Here is a 22,814-nt window from a genome sequence, read left to right as displayed (position 1 = left end):
CAACGCTGGGTAATATTGTGGGTGGGGCTTTATTTATTGGTTTACCTTATGCTTGGATTTTTCGCCGTCAAGAAGTCGCTGCGCATTAAAAATCATTAGACTCAACAAAATAAATATTTCATCGGCAATAAAAAAACGGCAAGAATTGCTTTCTTGCCGTTTTTTTTATTGAGCTAAGCCTACGAACTAATCGGCTTCATGCACGCTGAAATCGTGCGTAATAGCAACGACTTGGCCGAGCATAATCGATGCAGAGCAGTATTTTTCGGCCGATAATTTAATCGACCGTTCAACGGCCTCTGTTTTAAGCCCTTTGCCGGTCACAATAAAATGTAAATGAATCTTGGTGAATACCTTAGGGTCGGTTGGCGCGCGTTCAGCATCAACTTCAAGCACACAGTCTCTAACGTCCGCACGGCCTTTTTTAAGAATGTGGATGACATCATAGCTAGAGCAGCCTGCCATGCCCATCAGTAGCATTTCCATCGGGCGCGGACCGAGATTACGTCCTCCGCCCTCTGGAGGGCCATCCATTAGCACTGCATGGCCAGATTCGGACTGCGCCAAAAAACTCACTTCTTCGACCCATTTAATGCGTACTTTCATAATTCACTGGTCCTTGGATTAAGGCAAAACGATGGAATATCGGTCACTATTCTAACGGGGAAATGCAGGTGATGCGATGGCACTGCGGGTAAATTGAACGAGTAGATTGGCGCTATAACCATTGGTCGTAGCACGGAAAACTTGGTTGTCTTACACCTAAATTTCTGTGATAATCGGCGATGACATTGGGCTTTGCTCGATGTCGTCTCCTCCATCCTCCATTTATTTGGTAGGATTTCGCGCAATCTAGGCATGCCTTGATTGCGTTTTTTTTGTCTCGGATTGGAATCTGTTTGCAAATGCATTTGACAGAGTGGCATTTAACCCGCTACAATCCGCGACTTTCTCAAATTCAAAAACGTGGACTAGCAGTCATGAAAACCTTTTCTGCCAAGCCGCACGAGGTGAAGCGCGAGTGGTTCGTTGTGGACGCCACAGACTTAGTGCTGGGCCGTCTCGCTGCCGAGATCGCCAAACGCCTGCGTGGCAAACATAAAGCTGAATACACTCCGCACGTCGATACCGGCGACTACATCGTTGTGGTAAACGCAGACAAGATCCGCGTTACTGGCGATAAAGCAACGGCGAAGATTTATTACCGTCACACTGGTCACCCAGGCGGTATTTACGAGCGTACCTTCACTGAAATGCAAAACAAATTTCCTGGCCGTGCGTTGGAATTTGCTGTTAAAGGCATGTTACCAAAAGGCCCATTGGGCTACGCAATGATCAAGAAAATGAAAGTTTATGCCGGTGGCGAGCATCCGCACACTGCGCAAGAACCTAAAACTCTTGCTCTCTAAGCGATCGCAAAACTTACTTAAAGGAATTGCATCATGGTAGGTAAATACAATTATGGTACTGGCCGTCGCAAGAGCTCTGTAGCTCGTGTGTTCTTGGCAAAAGGTACTGGCCAAATCATCGTTAACGGTAAAGCATTGGATCAATACTTTGCTCGTGAAACAGGCCGTATGATCGTTCGTCAACCACTCGTGTTGACTAGCAATCTTGAAGCTTTCGACATCATGGTAAACGTGGTTGGCGGCGGCGAATCTGGCCAAGCTGGCGCGGTTCGTCACGGTATCACCCGTGCCTTGATTCAGTACGATGCAGCGTTGAAACCAACTCTGAAATCGGCTGGTCTGGTTACTCGTGACGCTCGTGAAGTTGAACGTAAGAAAGTCGGTCTACGCGGCGCACGTCGTCGTAAACAATTCTCTAAGCGTTAATTCGTTTACAGATTGTTTGGATCAAAGAGCCATCCTACGGGATGGCTTTTTTACGTCTGTCGACTTGGGGAGTCGTCGTTAGAGAATGGTTTTTCTTACTTATTCTTTCTTCCCTATTCCCCACTCCCTAGTATTTTGTTTTATTATCGCTGTGATAATTTGAACAGGGAAAAGAGCATGATCAAGGTTGGGATTGTTGGCGGTACTGGTTACACAGGGGTTGAATTGCTGCGTTTATTGTCGCGCCATCCTGATGTAGAACTCAAAGCGGTGACTTCGCGAAAAGAAGCCGGCATGAAAGTATCTGAGATGTTTCCTAGCCTACGTGGCCACGTTGAGATTGCTTTTTCCACTCCCGAAGACGCCAAACTGACCGAGTGCGACGTGGTTTTCTTTGCAACGCCGCATGGTGTCGCAATGGCACAAGCGCGTGAATTGCTCGAAGCGGGCGTTAAAGTCATCGATTTGGCCGCAGATTTCCGCCTCAAAGACCCTGCTGAATTTACGCAGTGGTACGCCATGGAGCACAGCTGTACCGATTTACTCGCCGAAGCGGTGTACGGTTTGCCGGAAGTGAATCGCGCAGCCATCCATCAAAGCACGCTTAATTGGTATGGCAGGTTGCTACCCAACCTCAGTTCAGCTCGGTTTATTGCCATTGATTGAAAATGGCCTGCAATTGATTGAAACCAGCGGCATTATCGCCGATTGCAAATCGGGTGTGTCTGGCGCTGGCCGTAAAGCCGAAGTGGGGACTTTATTTGCCGAAAGCAGTGATAATTTCAAAGCCTATGCCGTAAAAGGTCATCGCCATTCGCCTGAAATCATGCAAGGATTATCAGCAATCCACGGCGCGCCTGTGCAATTGACGTTTGTTCCGCATCTTACGCCGATGATTCGTGGTATTCATTCGACGATTTATGCGCGCTTAACTGAGGCTGGTAAAGCGGCCGATGTGCAAAAATTATTTGAAGAGCGATTTGCTGCTGAGCCGTTTGTTGATGTGATGCCTGCAGGATCTTGCCCAGAAACTCGCTCGGTACGCGGTAGCAATACGGCACGTATTGCCGTGCACCGCCCAGGTAATGGCGATTTACTCGTGATCTTGGTGGTGGAAGACAATCTAGTCAAAGGTGCTTCAGGCCAATCTGTGCAAGTCATGAACTTGATGTTTGGTTTACCTGAACAGCATGGTTTAGATGTTGTGCCATTGCTGCCTTAAGTGATGCCAATTAAACGTCTATATCGTTCGCAAAGGGCGCGCATGACAGCGACGCCCTTGTCATTACGCCCGCAGCTAAGCCTGAAAGCAAAATTCTTTCGTATTACTGTATTTATGGGGGTATTGCTTGCCGCGCTTTATACTGGAATGCAGTTGGGCGAATACCGCAAAGAGAAGCTACGGTCGAGCTCTTCGCTGTTGCAGCAAAATCAAATGCAAGGTCTGCAGCAGCGAATCGATTTTTTGCAGAAAGAACAGGCTTTATTATCGCAACAGCTGACTGTTGTGGGGGCGGAGCGAGATGCGCTCAAGCGTGAGCTGACTGCTTTGCAGCAAGACTTTGCAATCACTCGAGAAACTTTATCGTTTTTTGAATCTTTGTTGCAAAGCAATGATAGAAATCGCTCCGCCAGTTTTGTGGCCTGTGAATTGCAAACCAGCACCGTAGATCGATTGCGTTATCGTTTATTACTGGTGCAAGGAACGGATAAAACAACTGAATTGGCCGGGCGTTTATTCGTTAGTGTGCAATATCAGTTGGACGGTAAAAAACAGCAATTGACGGCAAATACTCAGGGCGCATCGATTGCCGTTGCGCATTATCATCGCGCAGAAGGTGAATTTGAATTGCCGGTTGGTGCGACGGGCCCATTTGTGATGGAAGCTCGCTTGGTTGAACCACAAGGCAGTAAAGTATTAGCCAGTTGCCAAAAAAAATTCTAAGGGGATAAGTGTGTTTAATAAGAAAAAAGGCAGCACCAAAATTGATAGCCTGATTGGGCAAGGCACGACGGTGACTGGGCATGTGAAATTTGCCGGCGGTTTGCGCTTAGACGGTGCCATTATTGGTGATGTCAGCATGACTGATGAAAAAAACGGCACGTTGGTGGTGAGTGACAAGGCTAAAATCGAAGGCAAAGTGGTGTGCTCGCATTTGATTTTGAATGGTGAAATTTGTGGGCCAATCGAAGTTAGCCACTATGTTGAGTTGCAAAGTAAATCCAGAATTCGCGGTGATTTAGCGTATAAAACGCTAGAAATGCATCCGGGCGCGATTGTCGATGGGCGATTAATTCATGTGCATAACGGCCAGCGTGAAGAGATGGCCATCGATGATCTGCCACGTGTAGCGGACAGCAAGGCAGAGTGATTGACCTTGCTGGGCCAGACGTGGATAATATACCCTATCAATTTAGTCAACTATTATGGGCGGAGCTGTTATGACCACTGAAACCGAGATGCCACTTCCTTTTGTCTTTACCGATAATGCGGCGAGTAAAGTCAATGAATTGATTTTGGAAGAAGGTAATCCAGATTTGAAATTGCGCGTCTTCGTGACGGGCGGTGGCTGCTCAGGCTTTCAATATGGCTTTTACTTTTGACGAAATCGTCAATGAAGACGACACGCCAATTACTAAAAATGGCGTGACCTTATTGGTAGATCCAATGAGCTATCAATATTTGGTTGGTGCGGAAATTGATTACGTTGAAAGCCTAGAAGGCTCGCAATTTACCATTAAAAAACCCGAATGCCCAGTCAACTTGTGGCTGTGGCTCTTCATTCTCGGTTTAATATTCACCGATAATGTCAGCAAAAAAGAGGCGTAAGCCTCTTTTTTTATGGCTGATCGCTTGTGATCTGGGCGCGAATATTGGGCGGTTATGGCTTTCTGGCTGCGCTCTTAATCAAACGCTTCCCGAAATGCGGCTAAAGCTGAATAATGACTTATCATGACTCGGAGTCAGCATATGTTTGAATCAGCAGAATTAGGGCATCAACTGGATAAGCAGTCTTACCAGCAATTTGAAGCTGAATTACGGCAAAATTTATTGTCAATTCAATATGATTTAAAGCAACGCGCTGATTTTCAGGTAGTTATATTGCTCGGTGGCGTACCGACCGCAGGTAAAAGTGAGGTGGCTAATCTGTTATTAAAGTGGTTAGATCCCCGCTTAATTGCCACGCATGCATTTGCCGAACCGAGTGATGAAGAGACTGCCCGACCACCATTTTGGCGTTATTGGCGTATTTTGCCCCCCAAAGGCAAGATGGCGATTCTTTTTGGTGGTTGGTATAGCGGTCCGATGTGGGATCAAATGCAAGATGCGGCTGAGCCCATTGCTTATGAGCGTGAGCTAGCTAAAATTTTGCGCTTAGAAAAAATGCTATCTGATGAGGGCGTGCTGGTTTTAAAATTTTGGCTGCATTTATCCAAAGATCAGCTGAAGAAACAAATCAAAAAACTCAGCGCCGATTCACGTACGGCATGGCGAGTTGAAGAATCAGATCGCTGGTTTTTAAAAAACTATGATCAAATGATTGATCGTTACCGTGATTTATTGCTGCGAACCAATTTAGCGGATGCGCCATGGCGAGTGATTGAAAGCTCAGACAATAATTTCCGCAATATCTCAGTCGGTCGACATATTGAAGAAGCCATTCGCCATCATCTGGAGCGGGGCTCTGTTCGGCAAAATCGCATTGATGCTGCTCCTTTGATGCCATCCATCGATGGCGTTCGCCTGCTTGATACGCTGCCTTTGGATTTTGTTCTCAGCAAAGAGGATTACAAAATTCAGCTCGAAGAATTGCAAGGCCGACTCAATGGCCTAGTTCGGCAGCCTCAATTTAAGCAGCTTTCCGTTGTTTGTGTGTTTGAAGGCATGGACGCTGCAGGCAAGGGCGGGGCAATTCGCCGGATTACTGCGGCACTCGATGCTCGGCAATATCGCACAATCCCGATTGCAGCGCCGACCGAAGAGGAGCGTGCTCAGCCGTATCTATGGCGTTTTTGGCGGCATTTGCCGCCACATGGGCAGCTCACGCTGTTTGATCGCTCTTGGTATGGCCGTGTCTTGGTGGAGCGCGTAGAAGGCTTTGCGAGTCATGCAGATTGGATGCGGGCCTATGGCGAAATTAATGATTTCGAAGCGCAAATTGCGGCAGCTAACGTGTTGGTGGTGAAGTTTTGGTTGGCGATTAGTAATGAAGAGCAATTAAACCGCTTTCATGAGCGTGAAGCGATTGAATATAAACGTTTCAAAATTACCGAAGAAGACTGGCGTAACCGCGAAAAATGGGATGACTACGTCACTGCCGCCAGTGATTTGATCGAGCGAACCAGTACCCCGAATTCGCCGTGGCTAAGGGTAGGGGCAAATAACAAATATTATGCGCGGGTTGCAGTGCTTCGCCATTTATGTGAGCGTATTGAAGCGGCGTTAAGTCAACAAGAACAACCGGCTTTAGACGTGCGCTAGAGGTATTTTTTCGCGTAAAGTGCGCGGATAAATTGATGTTATGCTGCGCCCTGATTGTCGCTAATTCACTGCCGTATTGCGCGGTGATGGCCATTGGGGCCGGTGAGGCGCGAGAGCGCTGTGGTCAAGGTTTGAGGGAATAAAATAAATAATGGCCGATTGGAGTATTTGGCAGGCGCTCGAAGAATGGCGAAATAAGCGGCATGAACTAGATCCAGTTTTTGCCCGGGCGGGTGTCGCGCCAGAGTTAGATAGTGTGGTCAATCGCATTGGATTGGATTTACGCCGTGAGCCGCCGACTCGTCCATTGCTAACGGGAAATAAACTGCGTGATGATGAAGAAATTGGCCGTTATCATGAGGCTTATTATCGTCATTATGATGAGCCGTTAGATAAAATTGATGGTTTATTGCGTCGCTCATGGGTGCCCGAGGCTGGGCCGATAGCGGATTTAATTCGTCAAGAGGTCACGCGTTTACGTGGATTATTAAAAGATCATCCCGGCACACATCCAGCATTTGATGATTTAGACAAATTATTGCAGCATTATCTGCATCTGGATCATCCTGAAATCCTGATTAGTCCAGAGGTATTGAATGAGCGACGCCGATTATTAATGGACGTGGCTGGATACCCCCTGCAAGTACAAAATGCGCTGAAAGATCCGTATAACGATAGTGTGCCACCCTTGTCGAGCAGCTCATTTCGAGATCAATTGCATGAAAAAATGGCGCAGTATTTAGCCGCCCATTGGCTGCATTCAAAAGTGATTACCCACTGGTATATTAGTCTGGCGCTGGACGGTGCTTTGGCCGCAAAAAAGCGCGATGCGACGGATGACACCCGGATTGCCTCGATGATGAAACGTCGCTGGCCTAGTTTGTCGGTGATGGTGCCAAAATTTGAGCAGGCCGATCAGATTTGGTATTTGCTGATGACTTTGATTGCCATTGCGAGTTTGTTTTTTGAGTTATGGTGGATTGCCGGCGGTTTGATTTTTTGGCTGTATTTATCGGTTGGCGGGCATCAGCGCGAGCGCAAAGAGATTGAAGCGCGGCGAAATCAACTCGCCGCACGAGCGAGTAGTATGAAGATGACGCGAGATCGCTTTGCACACAATCAAATCAGCCTCGAGCGGCTGTCGTTTCAATTGCGCCAGCTGGATGAGCAGGGCGAATATTTTGATGATACGGTGTTTGCCCTGCTGGGTTTACATCAGCACGAGGCCTAGTATCTATCGCTGTGCTTTATAAAATAAAGCATGCATGAGAATACCTATGTTTTTTGTATCTCACCATCAACAAACATCAGTAGTTCGCCGGGCTGCATTGCAGTCCATGTTTCATTGTCGGTGAGCGGCTGAGTGGCAATGACGGCAACTTGATCATTAGGCCGGGTTTCATTGGAAAAATCGACCGTTAAATCCATATCCGACAAATGCGCGACGGTAAATGGCGCTTGGCGCACGATATAGTGCAGCGCCGTTGAGCAGTGAGCCCATAAGGTTTCGCCATTTGAGAGTAAAAAATTGCAGCAGCCATGTTGCGCTAATTGCCCAGCAATGCGGCTTAATGCCTGATGGAGTTCGCTGCGGCTTGGCATGACGCTAAATTGTTGCGCGAGCTGATCAAGTAACCAACAAAAAGCCAGTTCACTGTCGGTATTGCCCACCGACTGAAAGCGAGATGGCTCAAGCGTGGCGAGCTCAGTGAGGTTGCCATTATGCGCAAAGATCCAGTATTTACCCCACAATTCACGCTGAAAAGGGTGGGTATTGGCGAGGTTAATCACACCTTGGGTGGCTTTGCGAATATGCGAAATGACATTTTTGCTTTTGATTGGATAGCTACGGACCAAATCAGCGACCGGACTACTGCTCGACGGTAGATAGTCTAAAAAAAGTCGGCAGCCTGCGTCTTCAAAAAAAGCGATTCCCCAACCATCGGCATGTTCGGCGGTGAGTCCACCACGGCGTCGAAATCCTTCAAAGGAAAACACAATGTCGGTTGGGGTGTTGCAATTCATTCCGAGTAACTGGCACATCGCTAAATACCTTTTAAATTGGGGTCTTGCTTGTTTGCGTGGTAATCAATAACAATAAAGCCCGCGATTGCGGGCTTTATTTTGGGCTAAATCGAGGGGTAATTAACCCGCCAAAGCGCGCCTGCGCCGATACTAAAGCCCACATCAACGTGCAAGATTTCACCGGTCATGCCTGAGCATAAGTCAGACAATAAGAAGGCAGTGACATTCCCTACTTCTTCTTTGGTCACATTGCGTTTAGACGGTGTAGCTTCTGCCGCGCCTTTAAGCAGTTTACCAAAGTCTGAAATCCCTGCTGCAGCTAAAGTTTTGATTGGGCCAGCAGAAACACCGTTGACACGGATTTCTTTGCTGGTGCCCAATGCCGCCGCCATATAGCGCACATTGGCTTCGAGGCTGGCTTTAGCCAATCCCATTACATTGTAATTTGGGATCGCACGTTCAGCCCCAAGATACGACATCGTAACGAGCGATGCTTTTTCATTGAGCATTGGACGCGCAGCTTTAGCCAGTGCAGCAAAGCTGTACGAGCTGATATCGTGAGCGATTTTAAAGTTTTCACGTGTCACGGCATCCAGATAGTCGCCTTTTAATGCATCGCGTGGCGCAAAGCCAATCGAGTGCACCAGACCATCAAACGTTGGCCAATATTCAGCCAATGCTGGAAATAGCGCTTCGATTTGCTCATCACTACCCACATCACAGGGCAGAACGATGGTTGAGTCAAAGTCAGCAGCTAAACGAACAACACGATCTTTTAGATCTTCACCCACGTAGGTGAAAGCCAGTTCAGCACCTTCACGGCGGCAAGCTTGGGCAATGCCGTAGGCGATAGAGCGATCTGAAAGTAGACCGCAAATTAAGATTTTTTTATTAGCGAGAAACCCCATGGGGTGACATCCTTGCTTGTGCGAATTTCGCGATTATATGATGAAATTGCTGTTTTGGCTTCAGTTGAGTGCATATGGCAGATTTAATTGCGTCAATAGCGGACCATTGGCGTCAATTAAATGCAATCCCAGCGCTAAACTGGCAATTTGTGCGACAACTAAGACTTCAGAGCCGCCTTGAGGACTTGGCGCTGCAAGCATGATCTTACCGCTGGCTTGGCCATCCGAATCTGAGCTATACACGTCCTGTCCAGCAAGCACATCGCGGCTATCAACATGCATGCGATAGGTTCGGCGTTTAGTTTTGCCTAAATATTGCATTCTGGCGACAATTTCTTGGCCCGGGTAGCAGCCCTTCTTAAAGTTAACGCCACCAATTAATTCCATATTGGCCATTTGTGGCACAAATTCTTCTTGGGTGGCTGCGGTGACCCATGGGCTACCGGCACGAATTTCGGTGAGTTGCCAAACGGGACTTCCCGCTGCTTGTGCGCCCTTGCTGATCAATCCGGTCCATAGCGTCGCCATTGCTTCGGGTGAAGCCATAATTTGAAAGCGATCACCCTCAAGTCCGATAATACTGGCATTGGCGTGATGTTGTACTGTCATTGCTGTCGGTACGCTGCCAAAGAACGCGGCAATTTGTGCGCTAGCTGCAGGACCGGCCACACCGATTTGTACCCAGTCGGTATTGGCATCGCTGGCCTTGGTTTTGCTACGCATAATAAACATGCTTAAGCGTTTTTGAATGCTGGCTTGTAGCTCGGCGGCGATTTGTAAGACATAGTCATCTTGCTGACGTGAAACTAAAAAGCTCGCGAGCATGCGACCTTTTGGTGTTGAGTAACTTGAGTACTGCGCGGAGTTAACATCTAGCGCTCGAACGTCACTTGAGAGTTGGCCTTGCAAAAACGCTTGGCTGTCTTCGCCACTAAAGCGAATTAAGCCGTATTGGCTGAGTGGACAGATGACCCAATTTTGTTCCAGTGCGGCTAATTCAGTCTCAGACTGTGTAAAGTGGGTAACGAGGTGCGCTTCGAATTGAGCGCCGGCTTGCTGTAAAAATGCGGTCCAGGTCATGTGTTCTTCCTTATTGAGGATGCGGCAGGTTGGCTAGGCCGCATATCCAATTGATATTGAGTGATTAGTTTTCAGGTTTAGGCGCATCGGTTTCGGCGATGGTGCTTCGTTCTTCATGATTGGGGCGTAGCGCGCCACGACTGTTTAATTTCTGGTGCGGCTAATTGGCCGGAAATACTGAGCTGATTATTGGCCATCATTGCGCCCGCGGCGAGTTGCGTGCCAATTGATCCGCTAATTTTTTGTTGTGAAATGCGTAATTCGCCATTGGCTCGAAATTTACCCGACTGGAGTATTAGGTTGTAGAGGGAGACACTCTTGTCGTTGATGGCAATACTCCCAGATAAACTACTAAAATTGGTTTGTCCGCCACGGCGTAATGTCGTTGGAGTTTGCGATTTGAGTGGCGTGATCAAATCAAAATTATGCAAAGTACCGTCTTGAATAATAAAGCGGCTTTGGATTTGTGGTTGTTTAAATAATTGTTGCTCTGTTGCGCCTTGATATTTAAAGCTAGCGTCGGCATTCATCCGACCAGTACTGCGTGTAATGGGACTATATAAACTCATAAATGGCTCGACAGAGATATTCTTGGCAAAAATGTGCCCGGTGAGTTGCCAGTCCGATTGCCAGTTAAGTTGTGCTGAACCGGTAACGAGGCCACCATAAAGATCTGCTCGAATATCTGAAATGGTCCAGCCATTAGCGTCGGCGGTGCCGATAAGTTTAAGAAATTCAAATTTAACTGGCTGCCCCACGGGTAGCTCCCAGTTGCTGGCGTTAAATTGTACTTTGAATTGCCCTGGCTCTGTGGGTTGGACTTGAATTTCTGCGCGGTCTTGATCGGTGCGAATAACCAGATCTTCGATATTGCCATTGGATCGAAAGCGTAATTCACCATCAATTGGGCCAACAGTACGGCGATCGAGCTTGATTGAGACTTTTTCTAGCGCCAGCCGATCGACTCGAAAGCCATTGTGATCGTCAGTTTTGATTCGATTTGGCAAATCAAGCGCGAAGGAACGAGATAAAACAGCGTTGCGAATTAGCACATTTCGCATCGATTTACCCCAATTTAAAAGATTGTAGCTAGTGACTGGAATAATAATCTCTGCAATTTGGGCCGTCTCAGGCCGTTCGATCACCACATCACGTAAAATAAATACCGGCGTAGGCTGATAACTAAATTCGATATGCGCAATCTGCGTCTTGCCGCCATTCATTTGCGAGAGCTTTGTTTCTAAACTGTTTTTGAAGGCGTCATAGGGCATAATCAACGGCAGGGAAGCGGCAAAGCCAAGAAATAGAGTGCTGCCGATGAGGATTTTTTTTGGGCTAGTCATCATTTTATCGATTATTTTATTAGGATGTTCTTGACTAAACGGTCGAGAGTGTCTATTATACGCCCCATACCAATTCCTCGATAGCTCAGTTGGTAGAGCAACGGACTGTTAATCCGTGTGTCCCTGGTTCGAGCCCAGGTCGAGGAGCCAAGAATTCTGTGGTTTTTTGCCTTTCGTAGCAATTCACCCGTAACGATCTTATCGATCAATTCCTCGATAGCTCAGTTGGTAGAGCAACGGACTGTTTAATCCGTGTGTCCCTGGTTCGAGCCCAGGTCGAGGAGCCAAATTAAAAGGGCTAGCTGAAAAGCTAGCCCTTTTTTTTATCAATTTAATTTCTTCTCATTTGTGCTTTTTCACGATTATGCTGTCTCTATTACCCCTCATATCAAGAAGGATGTAGAGATGTCTGCTGAAGAGCATGCCATTGACTTACCCCAGCCTGAAGTACCGGCTCATTCTGTTAGTTTTTTTTCGCGCTATCGTTTAATTCTTTTCGGCGTAAGTGGTTTTTTTTTGGTGCTGATTTTTTTTATGATCGGTATTGCTCTGGGTATGGCGAAAAAAAACTTCGAAAAAAATTTTTACCTCACTCAAATTGAAAAATTAAAAGATGCACTCTCGGGCTCTCTGGAAAAACGAACGGAATTAGAGCGCGACATGACCGAGCTAAAAGTTGAACTGCGCGCTAAAAAAGACCATATAGCCGAGTTAGAAGATAAACTTGCTGAGCAAGAGAACGCGACGCGCCGCCAAGAATTAAAAGCCAAAGATGAAGGTAGTGCGGCGGTTACAACTCAAGCCAATCTCGCTGAAAGCACCGCAGATCAGCAAAGTGAAAATTATTTACGCTTAAAAGCGGGGGATTGCTTGGTTGAAGGCAGTGCCGGGGCAACGGCAGCAAATTGGCGCGAGTGCCTAAAAAAAGGTAAAAAAGTCACCGCAGAGAAGCAATCAGCAGCGCATTAATTGAGCAGAACATTAAAAAAGCCCACGCTAGTTGCGTGGGCTTTTTCATGGCGAAGCAGAATATTAGAGCACTTTGGCAATCGCATCTGCGACATAGTCGATGTTTTTATTATTCAGCGCAGCCAAGCAGATCCGGCCCGTTGATACCGCATAGATACCATATTCAGTTTGGAGTTTTTCAACTTGAGCGACTGTCAAACCGGTGTACGAGAACATACCGCGTTGTTCAGTGACAAAACTGAAGTCTTGTGCAACACCGCGTGCCGCCAGTTTTTCAACTAAGCCTGAGCGCATGCTGCGAATACGTACGCGCATGCCGCCGAGTTCTTCTTCCCACATGCTACGCAATTCTGGGCTCGCTAATACCGCCGCAACCACTGCACCGCCGTGGATGGGTGGGTTTGAATAGTTGGTACGAATCACGCGTTTTACTTGCGAGAGTACACGGCCAGATTCTTCTTTACTTGAGGTAATGATCGACAGCGCGCCAACACGTTCACCGTATAAAGAGAAGCTTTTTGAGAAAGAACTCGAAATCAAAAATTGCAGACCTGAGGCAGCAAAAGCATTGACTGCGACTGAGTCTTCAGCAATACCTTCAGCAAAACCTTGGTAAGCCATATCAAGGAAAGGCACTAAGCCGCGTTCACGACACACTTCAACCACTTCAGTCCATTGTGCATCTGACAAATCAGCGCCAGTTGGGTTATGGCAGCAGGCATGTAAGATAATGACCGAGCCTGGTTGCAAGGTGAGTAGATTGGCTTTCATTGCCGCAAAGTCAACGCCACGTGTTGCTGCATCATAGTAAGGATAGTCAGCAACTTTAAAGCCAGCGGCTTCAAAAATAGCGCGGTGATTTTCCCAGCTTGGATTGCTGATATATACAGTGGCATTAGGATTGAGGCGATATAAGAAATCACCACCAATGCGCAGTGCACCGGTGCCGCCAAGTGCTTGTGCAGTCACAACACGACCTGCAGCAGTTAATTCGCTGTCGGTACCAAATAGCAAGTTTTGCACGCCGGCATTGTAGGCTGGATTGCCTTCAATGGCCTGATAGCCGCGTGGTGGTTGCGTTTCAAGGCGGGCTTTCTCTGCCGCTTTTACTGCAGCCAATAAAGGAATTTTGCCTTCGTCATTAAAATAAACGCCGACCCCAAGGTTGACTTTAAAGTCACGGGTATCGGCATTAAAAGATTCATTCAGACCCAAAATTGGATCGCGTGGCGCCATTTCAACGGCGGCAAAAATCGAGGACGACATGCAGTGCTCCATTCAAATAAAGAGAAAAGGCCAGTTCTGCCTTAAATTGCTATCAATTTAAAGGTGATTTTAGCATGACTCTGCAAGTGGGGCTGTCGACATCGGTGGAATAATCTCGATTTTCTTTCGAGATCAGTATTAATATGATATTTAGTATTTCGTCCGATTTAATATTGCAGAAAGAATAAAAAGAGGGGACTTGCTGGTATGAGCGCGCAGTTAAAAACGTCGAAACATATCCCATTTCATTTGCATCTTGGTTATTTCTTTGTCGGCTTAATGGTGTTATTTGCTGCGGTAACAACTTGGTTTTTTCAAAGCTCAACAGAAAAAATATTAATGCTCAATGCGCAAAATCGAGTGAACAATTTTGCGCGAGTGGCGACCGATCACTTGGATAATCTCTATCGTAATGCCGCCGTGACGGCAGAATTAATGGCCGATCAACGCATTGTCCATGCCACAACGCTCGAGCAAAGACTGGAAAGCATGCCGTATTTATTGACCGCATTGCGAACGCGACCGGCTTTGGCTGCGGTATATGTGGGCTATCAAAATGGCGATTTCTTTTTGTTACGTCCTTGGCGTAATGAGCCTTCGCTCATTCAACGATTTAATCCGCCTAAAAATACAGCGTGGGTGGTGCAAAGTATTGAAGTCACTGCTGATTATTCTGTTGGGCGTTATTTATTTTTTGATTCGCAATTTCATTTAATTGAAAATCGAATTAAGCCTGATTATCAATTTGATCCGCGAACGCGTTCTTGGTTTAAGGCCGCAGTATCGACTTCCGGTGTGCAAAGCAGTTTGCCTTATGTTTTTTATGCCACCGATAAAGCAGGGGTGACGATTTCTACTGCGGCAAACCAGCAAACCGCCGTTGTCGGGGTGGATGTTCGCTTAGAAACGATTGAAGAAGTCCTATCGTATTATCAGGAAACGCCGGGATCAAAATTTCTATTGATGACGGCAGAGCAAGGGGTGATGCTGACCCAAGATGGGCTACCTCAAATGAAACAAGCAGAGCAAGGGCAATTGCGGCTGCCATTGCTGACGGAATTGGATGGTCATTTGCTAAGCCAATTAAAAGAGGATCATTTTAAGCGTGCCCCTGGCCAAAGCACGACGATGACGGTGGATAATGAGAATTGGGAAGCCTCCAAGCAATCCATCGCGGTGCTTGGCGGTACACCATTGCAATTATGGTTAGCTTCGCCGCATTCCGAATTGCTGGGCCCAGCAATTGAAATTCGCAATCATGCTTTATTGATTTCTGCGCTACTTTTAGCCTTTGGCGTGAGTTTGGCTTTGTGGTTAGCGCGTATGGCGTCGCGACCATTAATTCAGCTCAACAGCGAAGCACAAAGAATTGCGCGCTTTGATTTTAGTGAGCCCATTCAGGTGGATGCGCGGATCACCGAGATTATTGCGCTAGCTAAATCGATGGATCAAATGAAGGGCACGATTGAAGACTTTTTACATCTATCTAATGCATTGGCTGCGGAAACGAATTTCCAGCGTTTACTGGTGTTGATGATTGTCAGTGAGATGCGTAAAGCCGCTTTAGCGCCTTGCGGTATTTTATATTTAGCGGAGCCCAAACAAGGCTCACTGGAAGTAGTACAAGCTCAATATAACGATCAAATTCGTGAAGCCTTTGGCGAATTGGCCACCCTTAAACTCGATGCCGATCAGGCACATCCGGTATTGCAATTATTGCAGCAACAAGCCAGCTCTATGCTTTTGACTCGCGAGCAGGTGCAACTGTATTTTAATTTTGTGATTACTGAGCCCGCAGCTTATCAATTGGTTTGCGTGCCGCTTAAAGATAAAACGGGGCAATTGCTTGGGGTGTTGGCGTTATTGCTGAACGCCGAGACCGCAATTAGTGCCAAACGCTTGTCGTTTGTGACTGCGCTGTCTGGCACCGCGGCAGTAGCGCTCAATACGCAGCGTTTAATCGAAGAGCAAAAAGTATTACTTGAAGCGTTTATTCAATTAATTGCTGGTGCGATTGATGCCAAAAGTCCGTATACCGGCGGTCATTGCCAGCGCGTTCCTGAGCTCACCAAAATGCTGGCTAATGCGGCATGTGAAACTCAAAATGGCCCATATGCAGATTTCAATTTAACTGAAACCGAGCGCGAAGCTTTGCATATTGCGTGTTGGCTGCACGATTGTGGCAAGGTAACGACACCAGAATACGTGGTTGATAAAGCGACTAAATTAGAAACGCTCTACGATAGGCTGCATGAAGTGCGGATGCGCTTTGAAGTTTTAAAGCGCGACGCGCAAATTCAGTCACTACAAGCACAAATTAACGGTGAAGATCCGCAACAATTAGCACCGCAATTGGCCCAAACGTTGGCACAGCTTGACGATGACTTTGCTTTTATCGCCCAGTGTAATCAGGGCGGTGAATTTATGGCCGAGGATAAAATCGCGCGATTAAATGCCATTGCCAAGCGCCAATGGCTGCGTACTTTGGACGATAGAATTGGTATTTCACATGAAGAAAATAGCCGTAAAGCGCGTGAGCCAGCCGCTGAGCTGCCGGTTGTTGAGTCGCTATTGGCCGATAAAGTTGAGCATCAATTTAGTCGCTCGCTGCGCGAGCAAATGCCAGAAATTAATCCTTGGGGCTTTCAGCTGAAAGTGCCTGAACTCTTATACAACCGAGGTGAAATTTATAATCTATCGGTAGCGCGTGGCACCTTAAGCGAAGAAGAGCGCTATAAAATCAACGAGCACATTGTGCAAACCATCATTATGTTAGAAAAACTGCCTTTTCCTCGGCATTTGCAGCAAGTGCCAGAAATTGCCGGTGGTCATCATGAAAAAATGGATGGTACGGGTTATCCACGCAAACTCACACAACACAACAAATGAGCCCATTGGCGCGAATGATGGCGATTGCCGATATTTTTGAAGCGCTCACGGCAGTGGATCGACCGTATAAAAAAGGTAAATTACTCTCGGAAGCGATCCGCATTATGCATAGCATGGTGGAAAATCAGCATATCGATCGTGAGCTATTTCAACTGTTTTTAACTTCGGGCGTGTATTTGAAATACGCCAAACAATTTATGCAAGCTGAGCAAATTGACATGGTGGCGATAGAAGTTTATTTGCCAACGCCAGCGAGTGCGGCGTTATAAACAAGAGGGTATTTGCTTGTAGCGCTTTTATAAAATGGCCTATATGCAAATATCCAACTTGCTGCTTAAACACTACGGCGAGAGAATTGCCGTGGTCTAAATCCCAGTAATCCCAGTGCGGCAAAATACACCGCGATGCCAACGACGACTAAGCCTGAGAGGCGCAGTAATCGAGAAGGCATATTGCCCTGCGCCCATTCTGGCATGATTTGCATTACGCCAAATAAAGCCAATGCCATTAAGCTCACCGCAATAATCAGCTTCAACAAAAAGCCCAACCAGCCCGTTTCAGGTTGATATAAATCTTGTTTTCTTAATTGGTAATACAGCAAGCCGGCGTTGGCGATGGCCGCCAAACTAATCGATAACGCGAGGCCGGCATGTTGCAAATAAGGCACTAAAATCAGGTTTAAGCCTTGGGTCACAATTAAAGAAAACACCGCAATCTTGACTGGGGTTTTAATATTTTTACGTGCGTAAAATGCCGGCGCTAAGGGCTTAATCAAAATCAAACCGGGAATGCCGACTGCATACGCCATTAACGCCAATTGCGTCATCTGCGCATCATGAGCAGTAAATTTACCGTATTGAAATAATGAAATCGTTAGCGGCTCGGCAATCACTGCCAAAGCGACTGCTGAGGGTAGCGCCAATAAGAGCGCCAATCGTAAACCCCAATCGAGAAGTTTGGAATATTCCACTGTATCGTTATTGGCCAAGGTTTTAGACAGCGACGGCAATAAAATCGTCCCGAGCGCCACGCCCAATAAGCCGGTAGGTAGCTCCATTAAGCGGTCAGCGTAGTAAATCCACGACATCGAACCCACTACGAGTAATGACGCCAAGCTTTGATTGATAATTTGTGAAATTTGGCTGACCGAAACGCCCAAAATCGCCGGTCCCATTTGCTTAATGACACGCCAAACGCCGGGGTCTTTAAAATCCAATCTCGGTCGAACCAACATGCCAATTTTTTTGAGGTAAGGCAGTTGATACGCCAGCTGAGCAACGCCGCCCACCAGCAAAGCCCAAGCGAGCGCCATAATCGGCGGATTAAAATAGGGGGCAAAAAACAACGCAAAAATAATAAATGAAATATTCAGTAGCGTGGGTGTAAAAGCCGGAACAGAGAAATGATTCCACGTATTGAGCACGGCGCCAGCGAGTGACGACAATGAAATCAGCAAAATATAAGGAAAGGTAATGCGCAATAAATCGGTGGTAACGGCAAATTGATTGGGATTATTAGTTAAACCATTGGCGGTAGTCCAAATAATCCATGGTGCAGCCAAAATTCCGATTAAGGTGATTACCGCTAAAATTAAAGTTAATAAACCGGCCACATGCGCGAGAAAGATTTTTGCCGCTTCATCGCCTTCGCGGGTTTTTTTATCGGCCAGTATTGGCACAAACGCTTGTGAAAATGCGCCTTCGGCGAAGATACGTCGCAGTAAATTCGGTAAGCGAAAGGCAACCACCCACGCATCCATCATGGCGCCTGCACCAAAAATAGTCGCCATAATCGCGTCACGGGCAAAGCCGAGAACTCGCGAAACCATCGTCATCGAGCTGACTGCGGCCAGTGCTTTGAGTAGATTCATTGTTATTTTTCCGTCCCTGATAGCGCGCATGATAACGCCTACTTGCACTTGCCGTGAAGAAGGCATAAAATTGCCCCCTTTCTAGGGTGTGTGTGCTGCCGAAAGTCCGTGTCTCCGGCGAAGCAGTAGACCCGTTTATACCTTTGGAGAATTACCATGGCAAATACCGCACAAGCACGCAAACGCGCTCGTCAAGCTGAAGCTGCACGTTTACACAACGGCGCGCAACGTTCAGAATTCCGTACTGCAGTTAAAAAAGTATTGAAAGCGATCGCGGCTGGCGACAAAGCGGCTGCTGCAGCTGTTTACCAAGAATCTGTTAGCACGATCGACAGCTTGGCTGACAAAAAGATCTACCATAAGAACAAAGCAGCTCGTCATAAGAGCCGTTTGTCTGCTGCGATCAAAGCAATGGCTGCTGCCTAAGCTTTGTAAGTAACAGGTTCTAAAGCAAAAAACCCGTGTAAACGGGTTTTTTTGTGCCTGCTATTTGCGCACCGCTGTGTTGGTGTGCCTTATATTCGCGCTGTTTTAGGAATGAAAGCGCGGCGATGACAGGCGAAAGCTTTGCATAATGCGCCAATATGCCGCTTCATCAAGAATAATCAGTTGTCCATCAGCGGCTTCATCCGCAGCGATATCAATGGCAATGCGCACAAACCGGCCGGTTTCTTGCCAGATGGCCGCGGCGATGCGCTCTACAAACCAATCGGCGCTTTCTCCGAGCTTGATTTCGGCTTCGTGTCCCACTTCGAGTAATAAAATCTCATGCCCTAGCGATTGCTTATTCGCCCATGATGATGTGTGCACCATGCGCGTTGAATTGCGCCAAGCGTATAGTCGGCTTCACGGCAGGTAACAGGGGAAACGCTGAGCTGTAAACGATAGGTCTTGGACATGATCACATCCTAAGCAAGCGAGTAAGCTGTTAGCTTACATGACATTCGGGTCCTTGTAGACTGATTTCTCGCGTCCTATTTCTGCCTCTCGTCGTTTAATTTCATGTGCTAGGCTAAAGCCTGCGTTGGATGAAGTGGAATTGACAATGATTGACAGTGAAGAATTAAATCCGCGGCCTCAAATCTTGATTGTTGATGATTCTCGCATCGTCCGTGCAACGGTGCGTAAGCATTTAAGCGCGCATTTTGATTTATTTGAAGCGGCAGATGGTGAAGCGGGCTGGAAGCTGCTATTGGCTGAGCCGAAGATTAATTTATTGATTTCAGATTTAACCATGCCTGAGCTCGATGGCTTGGGTTTGCTAGCGCGCGTACGTAGTTCAGGCGATGCACATTTGCATTATTTGCCAGTGATCATTATCTCGGGTGAAGAAGATGAAGCGACTAAATTGCGCTGTGTTGAATGTGGTGCCAATGACTTTATAAGCAAATCCACCGATCGCACTGAAATGCTGGCGCGAGTTCAGGCCAATCTTGAATTGGCCGCAGCGCGTCAAGAACTGGCCGCCGCGCGGGGGGCATGCAAGTGCATAGCGCGAATGATCAATTAACCGGTGTCGCGAGTTCTTATTTATTAAATCTACAACTGGAACAAGCATTAGCCTTTGCGCTGCGGCATCATAGCCAAGTGAGTGTCTTGCTATTAGAAGTGAATCATTTTCAATTGTTGACCGATAAATTGGGTGGGCGCGTTTGCGATCAAATGTTAGCCATGTTGGCTAAATTGCTGGAAAGCACTTTACGTAAAGAAGATACCTTGGCGCATTTAACTAGCGCACTGTTTGCGATTATTTCCCCGCCACGCCATTGACCGAAGCGAAAATTGTCGCGGAGCGTTTACGTCTTCGGGTAGCGAATGCGCGAATTAATTATCGTGAGCAGGTGTTACGAGTGACGGCAAGTATTGCGGTAGCGAACTCTTGGCATGATGATGAGCATTCTTGTGAGCGGATTTTACAAACCGCACAAGATCGCCTGTATGCGACGCCAATGGAAAATCACGTCTTTATGCCCGAATCAGTCGGGGAGGCTCACACGCCGCTGATCGCCGAGGCCTTGGTGATGTTGCACAAAGGCATGCTGACTGAATTGCGCCCACATCTGCGGGCTTTGCTCAAAAATTTACAGCCATTATTGGCCCAAGCCAATCAAGATTTGGCCTTGGGTTGGGATCTGTCGCAAATTGATGCCTCTGAAAATACCAATTCATAACTATGGGTATTGAATGCTGTGCTTTATACAAAAAAGGCTGGCGTTCAATACCTATGCAGCTGACCTTAGGCGCATTGCAGTGCTGCTGAAGCAATATACAAAGTATTGCCAGTCTGAGTCTTGGCCATATGTTTGGCGTTTGAGGCATGACTGGCCACTTCGTGGTGGCTTTGATAATCGCTAGCGACAATTTCTACCGCACCTAAAGACATCGAAACCAGTGGGTGACGCTGCAATTGATGTTGTCGGTTGTGCGCCAAATAGCTTTGCGCTTGCCAGTGTGCCGGTTTAAAAAATGGGGCCAATTGCCGCTGAAAATCACTGAGTATTTGCTCGCAGTGCGAGCGCCAATGTGGTGAACGCAATAACAAAATAAAATCATCACCACCGACGTGCCCAACAAAATCCAGTTGAGGATCGACGCTATTTTGTAACAGTTGGCCGCAAAACTGCAGTAGCTCATCACCTCGGGCGTAACCATAAATGTCGTTATAAGGTTTGAAGTGATCGAGGTCGACGTAGACCACGGTGAAGTTGCATTCAGTCTGTAAATATTGGCTGATGGCGTCTTGAATGGGCACATTGCCGGGTAAGCCAGTTAAAGGATTGGCATGGCGTGCCGCGCTAATTTGCAACTCAGTCATTGCGCGAATTAAATCCCTTCCAGTGCCCATGCCTAAATAACGTCCTTGCTCGGTAATGATAAAACCATCATTGAGATCGCCACGCTCACAGCAAGTCAGTAAACGCGCGAGCTCGGTTAGACTCGTTGCTTGCTCAACAATTAAAGGGTGGCAATCCATTTGAGTGCTACAACTGCGCGCGCCAAATAGTTCACGGCTATACGGTCGAGAAAACAACTCAAGTAAATCACTGCGTTTAATCAGCCCGATCGGACGCTCATTGTCGACCACCGGAATCGCGCTCAAATCGGCTTGCTGCGTCAAGCGCCGCCAAACGGTCTCGTTGCTATCGGTTTGGCTGGCGCTGGGTACGATTTGCAGTAATGCACCAGCGTGACTACTGCCTTGGCCGATTTGCAGTGGTGTTTCGGTTTGGCTTTTGGGGAAATCTAGCAAGGGCTTGGGTTTGGTTTCGGGATGTCCGATTAAAAACCCTTGGATTAAACGGATGCCTAAGCGTTGAATTACCGCCAGCTCAGTATGATTTTCAATACCTTCAGCAATCACGTTACAGCTGGTACTGAGTGCAATATGTTGGATTGAGCGAACAAATTGGCGTTTTTTCTCGATCGCGACTAATGCCTTGAATAAAGTATTTGTCAATTTTAACAAAGTCAGGTTTGAGTTCCGACCAGAGCCGTAAGCTAGAATAACCTTCGCCTAAATCATCCAGCGCAATTTGAAAACCCATCTCCCGATAGTGTTGCAATGTGTGAGTCATGAGGCCGTAATCGCAAGTGGCTTGCGTTTCGGTGAGCTCAATGACGACTCGGCTAGGGTCTAATCCTTTAGCGTGCATAAAATCGAACATTGCATCGGCGTGAAAGGTGGCGTGCATTAGGCTGAGTGGACAAACATTGAGAAATAACTTTCCGGGCAGCTGCTGCTCGATAAAAGCTTGAATAATAACTTGATGGCAAGCCCTATCTAATTGCGGAAGACATTGGCTTTGCTCTGCGGCTTGAAACAGTTGTTGTGGTCCATGCAAGGGATGGCCGCTTGGTCCACGAATCAATCCTTCAAAGCCATAGGCTGTGGCTTGATTGAGTGCGGCAATCGGCTGAAAGACTGCGCTAAGCTGTTGCTGCTGAATGATGTCGGCGAGTTCGGCGCAATAGCGCTCATTGCTGCTGTGGCGGATCATACAAACTCAATGGTTTGGTGTGAGGCGGTAAGGTAACAGCGAAAGATGAATGTTTTGTTACAAAGTACGCTATTGGCATATTTATTGCGGTTTTTTGAAACAGCACACCGTTTTGCGCAAGAAAAAGCCCAAGCATGAAGCGCTTGGG

23 protein-coding genes, 2 tRNA genes and 2 pseudogenes are annotated in these 22,814 nt (G+C 47.2%); 17 read left to right on the top strand and 10 right to left on the bottom strand.

Features of this window, described 5'->3' with window-relative positions; all coding sequences use genetic code 11:
* Positions 1 to 186: 186 nt before the first annotated feature.
* On the bottom strand, positions 187 to 606 hold the full coding sequence (locus tag GKO28_RS05575; RefSeq protein WP_182075625.1) for an OsmC family protein: 420 nt from the start codon (positions 604 to 606) through the stop codon (positions 187 to 189).
* Between the two features lie 374 nt (positions 607 to 980).
* Here GKO28_RS05575 and rplM point away from each other — a divergent pair, with 374 nt between their 5' ends.
* The 8 genes and pseudogenes from rplM (at position 981) to GKO28_RS05535 (ending at position 7,549) form a co-directional block, all read left to right on the top strand.
* Positions 981 to 1,409, top strand: a complete 429-nt coding sequence (rplM, locus tag GKO28_RS05570; RefSeq protein ID WP_173532337.1) for a 50S ribosomal protein L13 — start codon at positions 981 to 983, stop codon at positions 1,407 to 1,409.
* Between the two features lie 33 nt (positions 1,410 to 1,442).
* Positions 1,443 to 1,835 (top strand): 30S ribosomal protein S9, encoded by a 393-nt coding sequence (rpsI, locus tag GKO28_RS05565; RefSeq protein ID WP_173532336.1) that lies wholly within the window; start codon positions 1,443 to 1,445, stop codon positions 1,833 to 1,835.
* A 177-nt stretch (positions 1,836 to 2,012) separates the two neighbouring features.
* Positions 2,013 to 3,057 (top strand): annotated as a pseudogene (argC, locus tag GKO28_RS05560) (N-acetyl-gamma-glutamyl-phosphate reductase).
* 42 nt (positions 3,058 to 3,099) lie between these two features.
* Positions 3,100 to 3,780, top strand: a complete 681-nt coding sequence (locus GKO28_RS05555; RefSeq protein ID WP_182075624.1) for a DUF6776 family protein — start codon at positions 3,100 to 3,102, stop codon at positions 3,778 to 3,780.
* A 10-nt stretch (positions 3,781 to 3,790) separates the two neighbouring features.
* A complete protein-coding gene (locus tag GKO28_RS05550) occupies positions 3,791 to 4,207 on the top strand; it encodes a polymer-forming cytoskeletal protein (protein ID WP_173532333.1) in 417 nt (138 codons plus the stop codon).
* Between the two features lie 70 nt (positions 4,208 to 4,277).
* Positions 4,278 to 4,630 (top strand): annotated as a pseudogene (erpA, locus tag GKO28_RS05545) (iron-sulfur cluster insertion protein ErpA).
* A 176-nt stretch (positions 4,631 to 4,806) separates the two neighbouring features.
* The gene (pap, locus tag GKO28_RS05540; protein WP_182075623.1) at positions 4,807 to 6,318 is read left to right on the top strand and encodes a polyphosphate:AMP phosphotransferase; all 1,512 of its coding nucleotides are present in this window, start codon (positions 4,807 to 4,809) and stop codon (positions 6,316 to 6,318) included.
* Between the two features lie 151 nt (positions 6,319 to 6,469).
* The gene (locus GKO28_RS05535) at positions 6,470 to 7,549 is read left to right on the top strand and encodes a hypothetical protein (protein ID WP_182075622.1); all 1,080 of its coding nucleotides are present in this window, start codon (positions 6,470 to 6,472) and stop codon (positions 7,547 to 7,549) included.
* Positions 7,550 to 7,593: 44 nt separating this feature from the next.
* Here the strand turns inward: GKO28_RS05535 and GKO28_RS05530 are convergent, their stop codons facing one another.
* The 4 genes from GKO28_RS05530 to GKO28_RS05515 form a co-directional block, all read right to left on the bottom strand.
* The gene (locus GKO28_RS05530; protein ID WP_182075621.1) at positions 7,594 to 8,361 is read right to left on the bottom strand and encodes a class II glutamine amidotransferase; all 768 of its coding nucleotides are present in this window, start codon (positions 8,359 to 8,361) and stop codon (positions 7,594 to 7,596) included.
* Between the two features lie 86 nt (positions 8,362 to 8,447).
* Positions 8,448 to 9,251 carry an enoyl-ACP reductase gene (locus tag GKO28_RS05525; RefSeq protein WP_182075620.1) on the bottom strand — a complete coding sequence of 268 codons (804 nt, stop codon included), beginning with the start codon at positions 9,249 to 9,251 and terminating at the stop codon, positions 8,448 to 8,450.
* A 60-nt stretch (positions 9,252 to 9,311) separates the two neighbouring features.
* Positions 9,312 to 10,331 (bottom strand): folate-binding protein YgfZ, encoded by a 1,020-nt coding sequence (locus GKO28_RS05520; protein ID WP_182075619.1) that lies wholly within the window; start codon positions 10,329 to 10,331, stop codon positions 9,312 to 9,314.
* 113 nt (positions 10,332 to 10,444) lie between these two features.
* Complete coding sequence (locus GKO28_RS05515; protein ID WP_203563941.1) at positions 10,445 to 11,677, bottom strand: AsmA family protein; 1,233 nt, start codon at positions 11,675 to 11,677, stop codon at positions 10,445 to 10,447.
* Between the two features lie 71 nt (positions 11,678 to 11,748).
* Between GKO28_RS05515 and GKO28_RS05510 the strand changes: the two genes are divergently transcribed.
* The 3 genes from GKO28_RS05510 (at position 11,749) to GKO28_RS05500 (ending at position 12,643) form a co-directional block, all read left to right on the top strand.
* Positions 11,749 to 11,824, top strand: a tRNA-Asn gene (locus tag GKO28_RS05510).
* A gap of 60 nt (positions 11,825 to 11,884) precedes the next feature.
* Positions 11,885 to 11,961 (top strand) — tRNA-Asn (locus tag GKO28_RS05505).
* Between the two features lie 118 nt (positions 11,962 to 12,079).
* Positions 12,080 to 12,643 carry a hypothetical protein gene (locus GKO28_RS05500; protein ID WP_182075617.1) on the top strand — a complete coding sequence of 188 codons (564 nt, stop codon included), beginning with the start codon at positions 12,080 to 12,082 and terminating at the stop codon, positions 12,641 to 12,643.
* 63 nt (positions 12,644 to 12,706) lie between these two features.
* Here the strand turns inward: GKO28_RS05500 and GKO28_RS05495 are convergent, their stop codons facing one another.
* Entirely contained in the window at positions 12,707 to 13,909 is a 1,203-nt protein-coding gene (locus tag GKO28_RS05495) for an amino acid aminotransferase (RefSeq protein ID WP_182075616.1), read from the bottom strand.
* Positions 13,910 to 14,116: 207 nt separating this feature from the next.
* On the opposite strand from GKO28_RS05495, the gene GKO28_RS05490 reads away from it, so the two are divergent.
* Both GKO28_RS05490 and GKO28_RS05485 read left to right on the top strand, forming a co-directional pair.
* Positions 14,117 to 16,798 carry an HD domain-containing phosphohydrolase gene (locus GKO28_RS05490; RefSeq protein WP_203563940.1) on the top strand — a complete coding sequence of 894 codons (2,682 nt, stop codon included), beginning with the start codon at positions 14,117 to 14,119 and terminating at the stop codon, positions 16,796 to 16,798.
* Entirely contained in the window at positions 16,795 to 17,067 is a 273-nt protein-coding gene (locus GKO28_RS05485) for an HD domain-containing phosphohydrolase (protein ID WP_203563939.1), read from the top strand. Before GKO28_RS05490 ends, GKO28_RS05485 begins: the two co-directional genes overlap by 4 nt.
* A 65-nt stretch (positions 17,068 to 17,132) precedes the next feature.
* Here GKO28_RS05485 and murJ read toward each other — a convergent pair whose 3' ends face one another.
* Complete coding sequence (murJ, locus tag GKO28_RS05480) at positions 17,133 to 18,668, bottom strand: murein biosynthesis integral membrane protein MurJ (protein WP_182077403.1); 1,536 nt, start codon at positions 18,666 to 18,668, stop codon at positions 17,133 to 17,135.
* Between the two features lie 156 nt (positions 18,669 to 18,824).
* Between murJ and rpsT the strand changes: the two genes are divergently transcribed.
* Positions 18,825 to 19,094, top strand: a complete 270-nt coding sequence (gene rpsT, locus GKO28_RS05475) for a 30S ribosomal protein S20 (protein WP_173532321.1) — start codon at positions 18,825 to 18,827, stop codon at positions 19,092 to 19,094.
* A 105-nt stretch (positions 19,095 to 19,199) separates the two neighbouring features.
* Here the strand turns inward: rpsT and GKO28_RS05470 are convergent, their stop codons facing one another.
* On the bottom strand, positions 19,200 to 19,481 hold the full coding sequence (locus GKO28_RS05470; RefSeq protein ID WP_182075615.1) for a hypothetical protein: 282 nt from the start codon (positions 19,479 to 19,481) through the stop codon (positions 19,200 to 19,202).
* A gap of 232 nt (positions 19,482 to 19,713) precedes the next feature.
* Between GKO28_RS05470 and GKO28_RS05465 the strand changes: the two genes are divergently transcribed.
* Genes GKO28_RS05465 through GKO28_RS05455 form a run of 3 tightly spaced genes read left to right on the top strand, consistent with a single transcriptional unit; the run spans position 19,714 to position 20,839 of the window.
* On the top strand, positions 19,714 to 20,178 hold the full coding sequence (locus GKO28_RS05465; RefSeq protein ID WP_182075614.1) for a PleD family two-component system response regulator: 465 nt from the start codon (positions 19,714 to 19,716) through the stop codon (positions 20,176 to 20,178).
* Positions 20,148 to 20,438, top strand: coding sequence for a diguanylate cyclase domain-containing protein (locus tag GKO28_RS05460; protein ID WP_182075613.1), 291 nt, complete (start codon positions 20,148 to 20,150; stop codon positions 20,436 to 20,438). The genes GKO28_RS05465 and GKO28_RS05460 overlap by 31 nt, the downstream gene beginning before the upstream one ends.
* Complete coding sequence (locus GKO28_RS05455) at positions 20,435 to 20,839, top strand: hypothetical protein (RefSeq protein ID WP_182075612.1); 405 nt, start codon at positions 20,435 to 20,437, stop codon at positions 20,837 to 20,839. The genes GKO28_RS05460 and GKO28_RS05455 overlap by 4 nt, the downstream gene beginning before the upstream one ends.
* A gap of 65 nt (positions 20,840 to 20,904) precedes the next feature.
* Here the strand turns inward: GKO28_RS05455 and GKO28_RS21200 are convergent, their stop codons facing one another.
* A complete protein-coding gene (locus GKO28_RS21200; RefSeq protein ID WP_282099238.1) occupies positions 20,905 to 22,125 on the bottom strand; it encodes a GGDEF domain-containing protein in 1,221 nt (406 codons plus the stop codon).
* Positions 22,031 to 22,666 (bottom strand): EAL domain-containing protein, encoded by a 636-nt coding sequence (locus tag GKO28_RS05445; RefSeq protein ID WP_182075610.1) that lies wholly within the window; start codon positions 22,664 to 22,666, stop codon positions 22,031 to 22,033. Before GKO28_RS05445 ends, GKO28_RS21200 begins: the two co-directional genes overlap by 95 nt.
* Between the last annotated feature and the right edge of the window lie 148 nt (positions 22,667 to 22,814).

It is taken from the genome of Deefgea sp. CFH1-16 (assembly GCF_016881365.1).
Classification (GTDB): domain Bacteria; phylum Pseudomonadota; class Gammaproteobacteria; order Burkholderiales; family Chitinibacteraceae; genus Deefgea.
Note: the sequence above shows the minus strand (reverse complement) of the source record. Positions and strands in the feature narration are given on the sequence as shown.

Bases quoted from the DNA above. Each gene is read 5' to 3' on its own strand.
- rpsT (WP_173532321.1), top strand. From the start codon at position 18,825: ATGGCAAATACCGCACAAGCACGCAAACGCGCTCGTCAAGCTGAAGCT.
- GKO28_RS05470 (WP_182075615.1), bottom strand. From the start codon at position 19,481: ATGGTGCACACATCATCATGGGCGAATAAGCAATCGCTAGGGCATGAG.
- GKO28_RS05445 (WP_182075610.1), bottom strand. From the start codon at position 22,666: ATGATCCGCCACAGCAGCAATGAGCGCTATTGCGCCGAACTCGCCGAC.
- GKO28_RS05525 (WP_182075620.1), bottom strand. From the start codon at position 9,251: ATGGGGTTTCTCGCTAATAAAAAAATCTTAATTTGCGGTCTACTTTCA.
- rpsI (WP_173532336.1), top strand. From the start codon at position 1,443: ATGGTAGGTAAATACAATTATGGTACTGGCCGTCGCAAGAGCTCTGTA.
- GKO28_RS05460 (WP_182075613.1), top strand. From the start codon at position 20,148: ATGCAAGTGCATAGCGCGAATGATCAATTAACCGGTGTCGCGAGTTCT.
- GKO28_RS05575 (WP_182075625.1), bottom strand. From the start codon at position 606: ATGAAAGTACGCATTAAATGGGTCGAAGAAGTGAGTTTTTTGGCGCAG.
- murJ (WP_182077403.1), bottom strand. From the start codon at position 18,668: ATGAATCTACTCAAAGCACTGGCCGCAGTCAGCTCGATGACGATGGTT.
- pap (WP_182075623.1), top strand. From the start codon at position 4,807: ATGTTTGAATCAGCAGAATTAGGGCATCAACTGGATAAGCAGTCTTAC.
- rplM (WP_173532337.1), top strand. From the start codon at position 981: ATGAAAACCTTTTCTGCCAAGCCGCACGAGGTGAAGCGCGAGTGGTTC.
- GKO28_RS05515 (WP_203563941.1), bottom strand. From the start codon at position 11,677: ATGATGACTAGCCCAAAAAAAATCCTCATCGGCAGCACTCTATTTCTT.
- GKO28_RS05465 (WP_182075614.1), top strand. From the start codon at position 19,714: ATGATTGACAGTGAAGAATTAAATCCGCGGCCTCAAATCTTGATTGTT.
- GKO28_RS05500 (WP_182075617.1), top strand. From the start codon at position 12,080: ATGTCTGCTGAAGAGCATGCCATTGACTTACCCCAGCCTGAAGTACCG.
- GKO28_RS05520 (WP_182075619.1), bottom strand. From the start codon at position 10,331: ATGACCTGGACCGCATTTTTACAGCAAGCCGGCGCTCAATTCGAAGCG.
- GKO28_RS05495 (WP_182075616.1), bottom strand. From the start codon at position 13,909: ATGTCGTCCTCGATTTTTGCCGCCGTTGAAATGGCGCCACGCGATCCA.
- GKO28_RS05485 (WP_203563939.1), top strand. From the start codon at position 16,795: ATGAGCCCATTGGCGCGAATGATGGCGATTGCCGATATTTTTGAAGCG.
- GKO28_RS05555 (WP_182075624.1), top strand. From the start codon at position 3,100: ATGACAGCGACGCCCTTGTCATTACGCCCGCAGCTAAGCCTGAAAGCA.
- GKO28_RS05535 (WP_182075622.1), top strand. From the start codon at position 6,470: ATGGCCGATTGGAGTATTTGGCAGGCGCTCGAAGAATGGCGAAATAAG.
- GKO28_RS05490 (WP_203563940.1), top strand. From the start codon at position 14,117: ATGAGCGCGCAGTTAAAAACGTCGAAACATATCCCATTTCATTTGCAT.
- GKO28_RS05530 (WP_182075621.1), bottom strand. From the start codon at position 8,361: ATGTGCCAGTTACTCGGAATGAATTGCAACACCCCAACCGACATTGTG.